The following is a 13972-nucleotide window of genomic DNA, read 5'->3' as shown; positions in this document are numbered from 1 at the left end:
GTCTGCGTCTGCCGGTCAGCCGACCAGCAGGCGCAGGGCATCCTCGTAGGATGACAGGTTGACCGGGGTGTCGGACGGATAGGGCTGATCCATGTTCAGCGCCGCAAAGCCATGGGTCAGCGCCCAGACCGCCGTTTCAAAGGGCGCGGCGGGGCGGTCGCGGGCAAAGGGCGTGCAGCCTTCCTGGATCACCATATAGCTGGCGCGCGACGCCCGGCGCAGGCCGTCGTCCTGTGCCGGCAATTGGTCGAACATCAGCAGGAACAGCGCCCGCCTGCGCCGGGCAAATCGAATATAGGCCAGGTTGACGGCCAGCAGGCGCTGGAACGGATCGGCGTGCGAAGGCAGGGCATCACGCGCGCCGGTCAGTTCGTGCCGGAAACTGCGGAAACCTTTCGTGGCAATGGCGATCCGCAGCCCAGGAAGTCCGCTGAAATGATGGGCCGGGGCCGCATGGGACACACCCGCCCGTGCGGCGATGCGCCGCAGGGTCAAAGCCTCGGAGCCTTCCTCGTCCAGAAGCGCCAGGCCGGCGTCGATCAGCGATTGGGGCAGGTCACCGCGCGGAGGCATCCCTATCTCCATTACTCAACTTGACAGTGTAAAGATAATCGCCGATGGTGCCGTGTCCCGATTGGTTAACGGCACGCTGGCGAGCGAGACGGCCGTGTCTTGTTGTATTTTGGTGATGGAGTTCTGGACGGCCCGCTTAAGCTCTGGTCTGTTATATTTATTTTTTGTTTCAATAGTGTTCAGGCCAGAGCCCTTTCGGGCTTCCGGGCATATTCGTTTGAACCATCATAAGCGTCGCTGCAGATTGTGCAACCATAAGGCGAGGCATTTTGCGCAAACAAAACAAAAAAGCCGAACCCGAAGGTCCGGCTTTTTTGTTTTGGAGCGGGCGATGAGATTCGAACTCACGACCCTAACCTTGGCAAGGTTATGCTCTACCCCTGAGCTACGCCCGCATCCGTACCGTCGACCTCGGCCTTCGGTAGGCGGTGATTTATGGGACTGTGGCGGGGGGTGCAAGAGGAAAAATCACCAACCGTCGCGAAATTTTCAGCGCCGTTGACAGGGCGGGCAAAGCACGTGACCTTGCCGGAAAGAAAGGCGGGCATGGGTGGCGGCAGCCGATCAGCTTTCGGATTTCGTACGTCATGCGATGGCGGGCGGTCATGACGCCGCCAGCATCCGGGCCGCGCTTGGCCAGGCAGGCTGGACGGCGTCCGAAATCGACCAGGCCCTGACGGCTTGGCACCCGGGCGGCAGCCTGCCTCCGGTGCCGCGCCCGCGCGCCTATGTTTCCGCGCGCGAGGCGATGCTCTATGCGCTGCTGATGATCGCCCTGGTGCTGGTCTGCTTTCATGTCCTGCGGCTGGGATTTCAGGTGATCGACGGGGCGATCCCCGATCTGGCGCAATCCGGGGCGCGCGACAGTTGGTCCATGCGCTTTTCCATCGCCGCCCTTATCGCCTTTCTGCCGCTGTTCGTGCTGCTGGATGGACGCATGGCGCGTCGGAGCCCCCGCGGGCAGCCGCAGCGTCGGTCCCAGGCGCGCCGGGTCTTTGCCTCGGTCACGGTGCTGGTCGCCGCCCTGGTCCTGCTGGGGGATGTGGTGGCAGCGGTTTATGCATTCCTGTCGGGCGACCTGACACTGCGGCTTGCGGCCAAGCTGGCCCTGGTCGCCTTGACCGGCCTTTTGGTTGCGGCCTGTTATCGCGAGGATCTGGATGGTTAGGCGGTGGCCTGTCTGGGCGCTGACGGCCCTGTCCCTGGCAGTGCTGGCCGCCGGGCTGGTCGCAACGGGCGGTCCCGCCCAGGGCCGCGCAGAACGGCGGGATCAGACCCGTTCGATGGACCTGTCCGGGATCCAGGGCCTGCTGGTCTGCAAGGCCCATCAGGATCGGCGCCTGGGCACCGATCCGACCCCGACCGAGGCCTGTCCCATGACTCCGCGCCTGGCCGATCCCTTTACCGCCGCGCCATACCGGATCGAACTGATCGCGGCCGACACGATCCGCCTGTGCGCCGCCTTCGAACTCCCGCCCCGAGGCGATGGTGGATCCGACGAATCGGGCTGCATCATCCAGCAGGTGACATTGCCCTGAGGGGGCTATTCCGCCGCGCGCACCCGAGCAGGTTTCAGCATCGGCGCCAGGTAACGGCCCGTGTGGCTTTCATGAACCTTCGCCACATCCTCGGGCGTGCCGGTGGCCACGATGCGCCCGCCCCCGTCGCCGCCTTCAGGACCGATGTCGATGATCCAGTCGGCGGTCTTGATGACATCCAGGTTATGTTCGATCACCACGACCGTGTTGCCCTGATCCACCAGCCGGTGCAGCACCTCCAGCAGCTTGCGCACATCCTCGAAATGCAGGCCGGTGGTGGGTTCGTCCAGGATATACAGCGTCTTGCCGGTGGACTGGCGCGACAATTCCTTGGCCAGCTTGACCCGCTGCGCCTCGCCGCCTGACAGGGTGGTGGCCTGCTGGCCGACCTTGACGTAGCCCAGGCCCACCTCCATCAGCGCGTCCATCTTGTTGCGGATGGCGGGCACGGCGGAAAAGAAGCCCTGCGCATCCTCGACCGTCATGTCCAGCACGTCGGCGATGGACTTGCCCTTGAACAGCACCTCCAGCGTCTCGCGGTTGTAGCGCTTGCCCTTGCAGGTTTCGCAGGTGACATAAACGTCGGGCAGGAAGTGCATCTCGATCTTGATGACGCCGTCGCCCTGGCAAGCCTCGCAGCGGCCACCCTTGACGTTGAAACTGAAGCGGCCGGGCTTGTAGCCCCGCGCCTTCGCTTCGGGCAGGCCCGCATACCAGTCGCGGATGGGCGTATAGGCGCCGGTATAGGTGGCAGGGTTCGACCGGGGCGTCCGGCCGATCGGCCGCTGGTCGATGTCGATCACCTTGTCCAGATGTTCCAGCCCCGTGATCGTCTCGCAGGGGGCGGGCGTCTGGCGGGCACCGTTCAGGCGCAGGCTGGCAGTCTTGAACAGGGTTTCGATGGTCAGCGTGGACTTTCCTCCGCCCGACACGCCGGTCACGCAGACGAACTTGCCCAGCGGAAATTCCGCCGTCACGTCCTTGAGGTTGTTGCCGGTGGCCTTGACGACCTTGACCGCCTTGCCGTTGCCTTTGCGGCGTTCGTCGCTGACCGCAATTTCGCGGGCGCCGGATAGGTATTGCCCCGTCAGACTGGCCGGGTCGGCGGCGATCTGGTCAGGGGTGCCCTGGCTGACAATCATGCCGCCATGCACGCCCGCGCCCGGTCCCATGTCGAACACGTAATCGGCATGGCGGATCGCATCCTCGTCATGTTCGACCACGATAACTGAGTTGCCCTGATCGCGCAGCCCCTTGAGCGTTTCCAGCAGCCTGTCGTTGTCGCGCTGATGCAGCCCGATCGACGGCTCGTCCAGCACATACAGCACGCCTGTTAAGCCGGACCCGATCTGCGAGGCAAGCCGGATCCGCTGGCTTTCCCCGCCCGACAGCGTTCCCGCCGCGCGCGAGAGCGTCAGATAATCCAACCCCACGTTTACCAGGAACCCCAGCCTTTCGCGGATTTCCTTGAAGATCGCATGGGCGATCTCGTTCTTTTGCCGGGTCAGGTGCTGCGGCGCGGCCTGGATCCAGGCCAGGGCTTCCCGGATCGACAGCTTGACGACATCGCCGATATGGTTGCCAGCGATCTTGACGGCCAAGGCCTCGGGCTTCAGGCGATAGCCGTGGCAGGTGCCGCAGGGGCGGTTGTTCTGGTAACGCTCGAACTCCTCTCGCACCCAGGCACTGTCGGATTCGCGAAGGCGGCGTTCCATGTTGGGGATCACGCCTTCGAACACCCGGCGGACATTGTAAACGCGGCCCGCGTCGTCGAAACGGAACTCGATCTCCTCGCTGCCCGATCCACGCAGGAACATATGCTGCACGTCCGGCGGCAGGTTCTTCCACTGGGTCTTCTTGTCGAAACCGTAATGCTTGGCCAGGGCATTGACCGTCTGGGTCAGATAGGCGGATTTCGACTTGGCCCACGGGGCAATGGCGCCCTTTTCGACGGACAGGGCGGCATCGGGAACAACCAGCCGTTCGTCGAAGAACAGTTCCGCCCCCAGGCCGTCGCAGGCCGGACACGCCCCCAGAGGGGCGTTGAAGCTGAACAACCGCGGCTCGATGTCGGGGATGGTAAAGCCGCTGACCGGGCAGGCGAAATTTTCGCTGAACGTGGTCCGTTCGGGTTCGTCCGCCGCCGTTTCCACGATGGCAATGCCGTCGGCCAGGTCAAGCGCCGTTCGCAGCGAATCGGCCAGGCGCGTTTCCAGCCCTTCGCGCACGACGATGCGGTCGACCACCACATCGATGTCATGGCGGAACTTCTTGTCCAGGGTCGGCGGCTCGTCCAGTTCATAGAACTCGCCGTTCACCTTGACCCGCTGAAAACCCTGCTTGCGAAGCTCCAGGAATTCCTTGCGGTATTCGCCCTTGCGGTCGCGCACGATGGGCGCCAGCAGATAGGCGCGCGTACCTTCGGGCATTTCCATGATCCGGTCGACCATGTCCTGGACCTGCTGCGCCTCGATCGGCAGGCCCGTGGCGGGGCTGTAGGGTGTGCCCGCGCGAGCGAACAACAGCCGCAGGTAGTCATAGATTTCCGTGACAGTCCCGACGGTTGACCGGGGGTTCTTCGAGGTGGTCTTCTGCTCGATGCTTATGGCGGGCGACAGGCCGGTGATGTGATCCACATCGGGCTTGCCCATCATGTCAAGGAATTGGCGCGCATAGGCCGAGAGGCTTTCGACGTAACGCCGCTGCCCTTCGGCATAGATCGTGTCAAAGGCCAGCGAGGATTTGCCCGAACCCGACAAGCCGGTGATCACCACCAGCTGGTCGCGCGGGATGTCCATGTCCACGCCCTTCAGGTTATGCTCGCGCGCGCCGCGCACCTCGATGAACTTCTGTTCCATGCTGTGTCCCTGGCCGACCAAGCGCATCACATAGGGACAACGCGCCGAAAAGCAACCGCAGAATGGGAACATCCCGCGAACACGACCTTGCGTAAACCTTTTGTTGCAGGCGTGGTATGGTGCCGCTTGCGCTGCGCTGCGGCGTCGCTAGTCTCTCGCGCAACTGCGAAGGGGGACCGCGCGATGTTTCAGAAAATCCTGATTGCCAACCGTGGCGAGATTGCGATCCGCGTGATGCGGGCGGCCAATGAGTTGGGCAAGAAGACGGTCGCGGTTTATGCCGAGGAGGACAAGCTGGGCCTGCACCGCTTCAAGGCGGACGAGGCCTACCGGATCGGCGAGGGGCTGGGGCCGGTCGCGGCCTATCTGTCGATCCCCGAGATCATCCGGGTCGCCAAGGAAAGCGGCGCGGACGCGATCCATCCCGGCTATGGCCTTCTGTCGGAAAACCCCGACTTCGTGGACGCCTGCGTGGCTGCCGGCATCACCTTCATCGGCCCGCGCGCGGACACGATGCGCGCGCTTGGCGACAAGGCGTCGGCGCGGCGCGTGGCGATCGCGGCAGGCGTTCCGGTGATCCCCGCGACCGAGGTTCTGGGCGAGGATTTCGAGGCGATCAAGGCCGAGGCCGAGGCGGTCGGCTATCCCCTGATGCTCAAGGCGTCCTGGGGCGGCGGCGGGCGCGGGATGCGTCCCATCAACGGACCCGACGAACTGGTGGACAAGGTCCGCGAGGGCCGGCGCGAGGCCGAGGCCGCCTTCGGCAATGGCGAGGGTTATCTGGAAAAGATGATCGGACGCGCCCGCCATGTTGAGGTGCAGCTTTTGGGCGACACGCATGGCGGGTTGTATCACCTGTATGAACGCGACTGCACCGTGCAGCGGCGCAACCAGAAGGTCGTGGAACGCGCCCCCGCGCCCTATCTGACGGAAGAACAGCGCGCCGAGGTCTGCGAGCTGGCGCTGAAGATCGGCCGCGCCGTCGGATACCAGAACGCCGGCACGGTCGAGTTCCTGATGGATATGGACAGCCAGCAGTTCTACTTCATCGAGGTGAACCCGCGCGTCCAGGTCGAGCATACCGTGACCGAGGAGGTCACCGGCATCGACATCGTGCAGTCGCAGATCCGCATCGCCGAGGGCGCGACCCTGGCCGAGGCGACGGGCGTGCCCCGCCAGGACCAGATCACGCTGTCGGGCCACGCGCTGCAATGCCGCGTGACGACCGAGGATCCGCTGAACAACTTCATCCCCGATTATGGCCGGATCACCGCCTATCGCAGCGCGACCGGCAATGGCATCCGTCTGGACGGCGGTACCGCCTATTCCGGGGGCGTGATCACGCGCTACTATGACTCGCTGCTGGTCAAGGTCACGGCCTGGGCGCAAACGCCCGACGGGGCGATCCGGCGGATGGACCGCGCGCTGCGCGAGTTCCGGGTGCGCGGGGTCAGCACGAATATCGACTTCGTCATCAACCTGCTCAAGCACCCGACCTTCCTGGACGACACCTATACGACCAAGTTCATCGACACGACGGCGGAACTGTTCCAGTTCGACAAGCGCCAGGACCGGGCCACGCGGATCCTGACCTATCTGGCCGATATCAGCGTGAACGGGCATCCGGAAACAGCAGGCCGCCCCATGCCGCCCGCGCAGGCCCGCCCCCCGGTGCCGCCCGCGCCCAAGGCCGATCCCGCGCCAGGCACCCGGCAGATGCTGGAAAGCCAGGGCGCGCAGGCCGTGGCCGACTGGATGGCTGCGCAAACGCGCCTGCTGATGACGGACACCACCATGCGCGACGGCCACCAGTCGCTGCTGGCGACCCGGATGCGGTCCATCGACATGATCCGCGTGGCGCCCTCCTATGCCGCGAACCTGCCGGGCCTGTTCAGCGTGGAATGCTGGGGGGGCGCGACCTTCGACGTGGCCTATCGCTTTTTGCAGGAATGCCCCTGGCAGCGGCTGCGCGACATTCGCGAGCGAATGCCCAACCTGATGACGCAGATGCTGCTGCGCGCATCGAACGGCGTAGGCTATACCAACTATCCCGACAACGTGGTCCAGTCCTTCGTGCGCCAGGCGGCGGACAGCGGCGTGGACGTGTTCCGCGTCTTCGACAGCCTGAACTGGGTCGAGAACATGCGCGTCGCCATGGACGCGGTGATCGAGACGGGCAAGATCTGCGAAGGCACCGTCTGCTATACCGGCGATATGCTGGACCCGGACCGGTCCAAGTATGACCTGGCCTATTATGTCCGCACCGCGCAGGACCTGAAGGCCGCGGGCGCCCATGTGCTGGGTCTGAAGGACATGGCGGGCCTGCTGAAGCCCGCCGCCGCCCGCATCCTGATCAAGGCGCTGAAGGAAGAGGTCGGCCTGCCGGTCCACTTCCACACGCACGACACTTCGGGGCTTGCCGCCGCGACGATCCTGGCTGCGGCGGATGCGGGGGTGGATGCGGTGGACGCGGCCATGGACGCGTTCTCGGGCGGCACCTCTCAGCCCTGCCTGGGGTCCATCGTCGAGGCGCTTGAGGGGACCGAGCGCGACACCGGCCTGGACATCGCGGCGATCCGGCAGATCAGCAATTATTGGGAACGCGTGCGCGAGACCTATGCCGCCTTTGAATCCGGCCTGCAATCGCCCGCCTCCGAGGTCTATCTGCACGAGATGCCGGGCGGGCAGTTCACCAACCTCAAGGCGCAGGCCCGTTCCATGGGACTGGAGGATCGCTGGCACGAGGTGGCCCAGGCCTATGCCGACGTGAACCGGATGTTCGGCGACATCGTCAAGGTCACGCCGTCGTCCAAGGTCGTGGGCGACATGGCGCTGATGATGGTGGCCCAGCACCTGACGCCCCGGCAGGTGCTGGACCCAGGCGTCGAGGTCAGCTTCCCCGACAGCGTGATCGACATGATGAAGGGCAACCTGGGCCAACCCCCCGGCGGCTGGCCCGAGGCGCTGCAGCGCAAGGTGCTGAAGGGCGAGGCGCCGATCACCGACCGCCCCGGCGCGCACCTGCCCCCCGTGGACATCGAGGCCACCCGCCGGAAGCTGTCCGAGGATCTGGGCACCCCGATCGACGACGAGGATCTGAACGGCTACCTGATGTATCCCAAGGTCTTCACCGACTATATGTCGCGGCACGAAATCTATGGCCCGGTCCGCGCGCTGCCCACCCGCAACTTCTTCTATGGGATGGAGCAGGGTGACGAGATCAGCGTCGAGATCGACCCCGGCAAGACGCTGGAAATCCGCTTCCTGACCCTGGGCGAGACAGACGAGAAGGGCCAGGTCAAGGTCTTCTTCGAACTGAACGGCCAGCCTCGCCAAGTCCGCGTGCCGAACCGCAAGGCCACAAACGCCGCCGCCGCCCGTCCCAAGGCCGATCCTGCGAACGCGGGCCATGTCGGCGCGCCGATGCCGGGCGTGGTGGCCTCCGTCGCGGCCACGGCGGGCGCCAAGGTCCACCAGGGCGACCTGCTGCTGACCATCGAGGCGATGAAGATGGAAACCGGCCTGCACGCCGACCGCGACGGCACCGTGAAAGCCATCCACGTCCGCCCCGGCGAACAGATCGACGCAAAGGACCTGCTCGTCGAGGTGGAATGAGCGTGATTACAGGATGGTTGCGGCGACCAGCACCCACAGGGTCAGCGCCGCGGCCGTCGTCACTGCGTAAAGCCCGTTCCAGACGGTCCCGGCATGGCGCGCCTCGACCCCGCCCAGCTTGCCGACCAGCAAAACCGAGGCCGTGAAGGGCGACGTGTTTCCGCTGATCGCCCAGCCGCCGGTGATGGCCACGACCATGGCGGTGGGGTGGATGCCAAGTGCCATGGGCGCGGGCAGCAGGGGCACCAGCAGCGACACGGCCAGGATCGGGTTCATGCCGATCTGGCCGGTCAGCGGGATCGTCCAGACCAGGGCCGCCAGGATCAGCAGGGGCGGAGCCGCCGACAGGTCGGGGCCATGCGCCTGCATGATCGGCACCAGCAGCCAGGAACCCAGGCTGCCGATGAAGCCTGCCATGAACAGCAGGATGATTTCCCCGCGATAGCCCGCCAGATCCCGCGTGGCGAATTGCCCGATCCGGGCGGCCAGAGTGGCCGCCCGTCCCCCCGGCAGGGGTGGCAGGATCAGGATCCAGGCCATTGCGACCAGTGGCACGACCGTCATGACCGCGCCGGTCACGGCAACGCCCGTCCCCAGATGCAGCGCCACCACGCCCGCCACCACGATGCCCAGCAGCGCCAGCAGCGGGCGCAGGCGAGACAGCCAGCCGTCGGTCTCAACCGCGCGGGGCGGGGGCGGGGCGGACAGTTGCGGCTTCAGGACCGCATCCAACAGCCAGCCGATGCCGATCATCAACGCGGAACTGACCAGGCACAGCCCCACCGCGCCGGGCCAGGATGCCCCGGGGACCACCGACAGGGTGACGGCCATAGACAGCGCCATGGGCGACCAGCACAGCGTCGAGGCAAAGCCCCGCTGGATCGCCACCAGCATCCGCCGCAACCGGTGGCGGCGCAGTTCCGGATCCGTTTCTCGCGCGGTGCTTTCGGCGGCCAGCGAACCCAAAAGCGAGATCGACCCGTAAAGCAGGATCAGCCCGAACAGGTGGCCCCCCACTGTCAGCGCAAGATAGCGTCGTCCCGGCGGCTGGCGTGCCAGAAAGCGCCCGCAATCCAGGATGTCCTGCGATCCGATGGCTGCGCTGCGCAGCGCCGAAAGCGCGGTAAACAGGGCGATGATGAAGCCGCCCCGCGTCAGCGCCGTCAGCGTGGCCTCGGCCCAGCCTTGGCGTGTGGCAGCGGCCCAGGCGATCAGCGCAACGCCCACGGCGACAAAGGTCAGCCGCGACAGGCGCGCGGTCAGCGAAAACATCAGCAGCGCCGTGACCAGCAGGCCGGCAGCCACGACCGCAAAGCCCTGGCCGCCCCCATATTCATGCGGGACCGTCGCCAACAGGGCGAGGCCGGTCAGGATGCCGCCGATCCGGGCGCTGATGGGGTGCATGGCGGGATCCATGGTCAGGGTCGCCCCGCCATAGCCCCGCCTTGCAGGATGCGCAATTCGTCAGCCGCCCGCGACAAAGGGCAGGCGATAACTGATCGCCTCGGCCAGATGGGGCGCCCGCACCGATGGCGAACCTGCAAGGTCGGCAATGGTGCGCGCCGTGCGCAGAATGCGGTGATAGCCCCGCGCGGTCAGGCCCAGCCGTTCTGAAGCCTTCAGGATCAGCGCCCGGCCTTCGTCGTCCGGTGCGGCGATCTGGTCCAGAAGCGCGCCCGAGGCTTCGGCATTCACCCGTGCCTGGGGATGGTCGCGGAACCGTGCCGCCTGCACCTCGCGCGCCGCCGCCACCCGGGTTGAGACCTGTGCGGACGTATCCCCGCCCGAGGGCAGCTCCAGATCCATGAAGCTGACTGCCGGAACTTCAAGCCGCAAGTCGAAACGGTCCATCAGCGGACCCGAGATCTTGCCCATGTAGTCCCCGCCGCAGACGGGCGCCCGCGAGCAGGCCCGCGCGGCATCCGCCAGATAGCCGCAGCGGCACGGGTTGGCCGCCGCGATCAGCAGGAAGCGGCAGGGATAGCGGATATGGGCGTTGGCGCGGGCCACCACGACCTCGCCCGTCTCGACGGGCTGGCGCAGGGTTTCCAGGACTTGGCGGGGAAATTCCGGGAATTCGTCCATGAACAGCACGCCGTTATGGGCCAGGCTGATCTCGCCCGGCTTGGCGCCGCGCCCGCCCCCGACGATGGCCGCCATGGAGGCGGTGTGATGGGGTTCGCGAAAGGGCGCGCGCCGCGAGATGCCGCCATCGTCCAGGGTGCCCGCAAGCGAGTGGATCATCGAGGTTTCGAGGGCTTCGACCGCACCCAGCGGCGGCATCAGGCCGGGCAGTCGGGCGGCCAGCATGGACTTGCCCGCGCCGGGCGGGCCGACCATCAGCAGGTGATGCCGTCCGGCGGCTGCGATTTCCAGGGCGCGCTTGGCGCGTTCCTGTCCCTTCACCTCGGACAGGCAGCCGCCGGTGATCGCGCCGTCGATCATGCCGGGCTGCGCGCGGGCGATAGGCGCGCGGTCGGTCAGGTGGTCGATGACCTCACGCAGTGTCGCCGGGGCAAGCACGGGAACGGCATCGACCCAGGCGGCCTCGGGCCCGCAGGCGCGGGGGCAGATGAGCGCCCGGTCATCCTCGGCAGCAGCCATGGCGGCGGGCAGGGCGCCTGTCACCGCGACAAGCCGTCCGTCGAGTGCCAGTTCGCCAAGCGCCACACAGCGCGACAGTTCCTCGCCCGGGATGATCTCCAGCGCGGCCAATATCGCAAGGGCAATCGGCAGGTCGAAATGCGAGCCTTCCTTGGGCAGGTCGGCGGGCGACAGGTTCACGGTCAGGCGCCGGTTCGGCATGGCGATGGACAGCGCCCCGAAGGCCGCCTTGACGCGTTCGCGCGCCTCGCTGACGGCCTTGTCGGGCAGGCCCACGATGGCAAAGCCCGGCAGGCCCGCCGCGACGGAACACTGAACCTCGACCAGTCGCGCCTCGATCCCCTCGAAGGCGACGGAATAGGCGATTGCGACCATGGGTTTCTCATTTTGTTCCGCGATGGTTAACGGCAGGGCGCTTAAGGAAAGGTTAACGGACCCGCGATTGCTTGCGACGGGGGGACCGGGCGGCTATGTCTTCGACGGGCATCGCCAAGAGGACAAGATGAAGGGCAAGCGTATCCTGCTGATCGTGGGCGGGGGCATAGCGGCCATGAAAGTGCCGCAGCTGATCCGCCTGATCCGGGCGGAAGGCGCCGCCGTCACGCCCGTGCTGACCCGCGCGGGGGCGCAGTTCACGACTGCGATGACAGTGTCCGTGCTGGCAGGCGAGGCCGCGCATGACAGCCTGTGGGACATCGCGTCCGAGGCCGAGATCGGCCATATCCAGTTGTCCCGCAACGCCGATCTGGTCGTCGTCGCGCCCGCCACGGCGGATCTGCTGGCCAAGATGGCGCATGGGCTGGCGGACGATCTGGCCTCCACCTTGCTGCTGGCGACCGACAAGCGCGTTCTGGTCGCGCCGGCAATGAATGTGCGGATGTGGCACCACCCGGCCACGCAACGGAACCTGCGGACCCTGCGCGAGGACGGCATCCTGTTCGTCGGCCCGGCGGACGGCGACATGGCCTGCGGCGAATACGGCACGGGCCGGATGTCCGAACCCGAAAGCATCCTTGCCGCCATACGCGCGGAAATGGCCCCGGCGCCCCTGAAGCTGCTGCCCGAAACGCAGGTCCGGTCCGGCCTGCTATCGGGGCGGCACGTGATCGTCACCTCTGGCCCGACGCATGAACCCATCGACCCGGTGCGATATATCGCCAACCGGTCGTCCGGCGCGCAAGGAACGGCAATTGCCGCTGCGCTGCGCGACATGGGCGCAAGGGTCAGCTTTGTCACTGGCCCCGCCGAGGTTGCCCCGCCAGATGGCGTCGAGGTGATCCGGGTCCAGACCGCCCAGCAGATGCGCGACGCGGTCGAGGCCGCCCTGCCTGCGGATGCCGCCGTGATGGCTGCGGCGGTGGCGGACTGGCGGATCAGGAATTCGTCCGCCAGGAAGATGAAGAAGGATGGATCGGGCAAGGCCCCGTTGCTGGAGATGACCGAGAACCCCGATATCCTGGCCTGGCTGGGTCAGGCCTGTGCCCAGCGTCCCCGCCTGGTGGTGGGATTTGCGGCGGAAACCAATGACGTGGTGGCCCATGCCACGGACAAGCGGTTGCGCAAGGGCTGCGACTGGATCGTCGCCAACGATGTCAGCGAAGGCACCGGCATCATGGGCGGCACGGAAAACGCCGTGACCGTGATCACCGCCGAAGGCGCCGAGGAATGGCCCCGCATGGCCAAGGACGCCGTGGCCCGCAGGCTGGCCCAGAAGATCGCGGGGGTGATCGGATGAGAACCTATCTGGACTGGAACGCCACGACACCCCTGCGCGAGGAAGCCAAGGCCGCGATGCGCGAGGGGATGGAGATCGTGGGCAACCCTTCATCCGTGCATACCGAGGGCCGCGCGGCGAAGATGGCCATGGAACGCGCGCGCGAGGAACTGGCGGCAGCCTTGGGGGCGGAAGGCGCGGACGTGGTCTTCACATCCGGCACGACCGAGGCTGCTGCCATGGTGCTGGCGGGGCGGGGCATCCATTGCGCACCGGTCGAACACAGCGCCGTCAAGGTCTGGTGCCAGCAGGATCTGGCAGTGGACGCGGACGGCATCGTCACGGTGCCCGATCCCGCGAATGCCAGCCTGCAGATCGCCAACAACGAGACCGGCGTGATCCAGGACTTGCCCCAGGGGCTGGGGTCCAGTGACCTGACGCAGGCCTTTGGCAAGGTGCCCTTTGCCTTCAACTGGCTGGGCGTCACGGCGGGCTTTGTCAGCGCGCACAAGCTGGGCGGGCCAAAGGGGATCGGCGCGCTGATCGTGAAGCGCGGCACCGATGTCCCGGCGCTGATCCGGGGCGGGGGGCAGGAAGGGGGCCGTCGCGGCGGGACCGAGAACCTGATCGGCATCCTGGGATTCGCCGCTGCGGCCACTGCCGCGCAAAAGGAACTGGACGCGGGGCTGTGGGATCAGGTCGCCGCGCGCCGGGATGCCTTGGAGGAACGGTTGCTGTCAGCCGCGCCCGGCGCAATCATTGCTGGAAAAGGCACCAAACGCTTGCCGAACACCACCTGTCTTCTTACATCGGACTGGAAGGGTGAAACCCAGGTGATGCAGATGGATTTGGCGGGCTTTGCGATATCGGCAGGGTCGGCCTGTTCGTCGGGCAAGGTCCGCGCCAGCGGGGTCTTGCAGGCCATGGGTTTCGACGACAAGGCCGCGCAATCGGCAATTCGGATCTCGATAAGCCCGGCTTTGGGCGACGATCAGGTGAACCGATTTGCGGATGCGTGGGAAAGCGCGTATCGACGTTGGCGCGAACGGAACGGCTAGGCGACCGGCCCG

General features: G+C 66.4%; 9 protein-coding genes and 1 tRNA gene. 5 read left to right on the top strand and 5 right to left on the bottom strand.

The genetic code is table 11. The features are described 5' to 3' along the window. Positions 1–15: 15 nt before the first annotated feature. Both Q5701_RS09120 and Q5701_RS09115 read right to left on the bottom strand, forming a co-directional pair. Positions 16–573, bottom strand: a complete 558-nt coding sequence (locus tag Q5701_RS09120; RefSeq protein WP_306754926.1) for a TetR/AcrR family transcriptional regulator — start codon at positions 571–573, stop codon at positions 16–18. Between the two features lie 320 nt (positions 574–893). After that, a tRNA-Gly gene (locus Q5701_RS09115) sits at positions 894–968 on the bottom strand. A gap of 155 nt (positions 969–1123) precedes the next feature. Here Q5701_RS09115 and Q5701_RS09110 point away from each other — a divergent pair. After that, positions 1124–1741: a DUF5671 domain-containing protein gene (locus Q5701_RS09110; protein WP_306754925.1), complete on the top strand. Its 618-nt coding sequence runs from the start codon at positions 1124–1126 to the stop codon at positions 1739–1741. After that, positions 1734–2111, top strand: coding sequence for a hypothetical protein (locus tag Q5701_RS09105; protein ID WP_306754924.1), 378 nt, complete (start codon positions 1734–1736; stop codon positions 2109–2111). Before Q5701_RS09110 ends, Q5701_RS09105 begins: the two co-directional genes overlap by 8 nt. Positions 2112–2116: 5 nt before the next feature. On the opposite strand, the gene uvrA is transcribed toward Q5701_RS09105, so the two are convergent. After that, positions 2117–4969, bottom strand: a complete 2853-nt coding sequence (uvrA, locus tag Q5701_RS09100; protein ID WP_306754923.1) for an excinuclease ABC subunit UvrA — start codon at positions 4967–4969, stop codon at positions 2117–2119. A gap of 183 nt (positions 4970–5152) precedes the next feature. Between uvrA and pyc the strand changes: the two genes are divergently transcribed. Beyond that, positions 5153–8584, top strand: a complete 3432-nt coding sequence (gene pyc / locus Q5701_RS09095) for a pyruvate carboxylase (RefSeq protein WP_306754922.1) — start codon at positions 5153–5155, stop codon at positions 8582–8584. Between the two features lie 6 nt (positions 8585–8590). Here pyc and Q5701_RS09090 read toward each other — a convergent pair whose 3' ends face one another. Continuing rightward, complete coding sequence (locus Q5701_RS09090) at positions 8591–10000, bottom strand: hypothetical protein (protein WP_306754921.1); 1410 nt, start codon at positions 9998–10000, stop codon at positions 8591–8593. A gap of 48 nt (positions 10001–10048) precedes the next feature. Next, positions 10049–11563: a YifB family Mg chelatase-like AAA ATPase gene (locus tag Q5701_RS09085; protein WP_306754920.1), complete on the bottom strand. Its 1515-nt coding sequence runs from the start codon at positions 11561–11563 to the stop codon at positions 10049–10051. A gap of 127 nt (positions 11564–11690) precedes the next feature. On the opposite strand from Q5701_RS09085, the gene coaBC reads away from it, so the two are divergent. Both coaBC and Q5701_RS09075 read left to right on the top strand, forming a co-directional pair. After that, on the top strand, positions 11691–12923 hold the full coding sequence (coaBC, locus tag Q5701_RS09080) for a bifunctional phosphopantothenoylcysteine decarboxylase/phosphopantothenate--cysteine ligase CoaBC (protein WP_306755380.1): 1233 nt from the start codon (positions 11691–11693) through the stop codon (positions 12921–12923). Beyond that, positions 12920–13960, top strand: coding sequence for a cysteine desulfurase family protein (locus Q5701_RS09075; protein WP_306754919.1), 1041 nt, complete (start codon positions 12920–12922; stop codon positions 13958–13960). Before coaBC ends, Q5701_RS09075 begins: the two co-directional genes overlap by 4 nt. Positions 13961–13972: the final 12 nt, after the last annotated feature.

It is taken from the genome of Paracoccus actinidiae, assembly GCF_030863885.1.
GTDB classification, from domain to species: Bacteria; Pseudomonadota; Alphaproteobacteria; order Rhodobacterales; family Rhodobacteraceae; genus Paracoccus; species Paracoccus everestensis.
The sequence above is the reverse complement of the archived record's forward strand: the minus strand, read 5'-3'. Positions and strand labels throughout refer to the sequence as shown.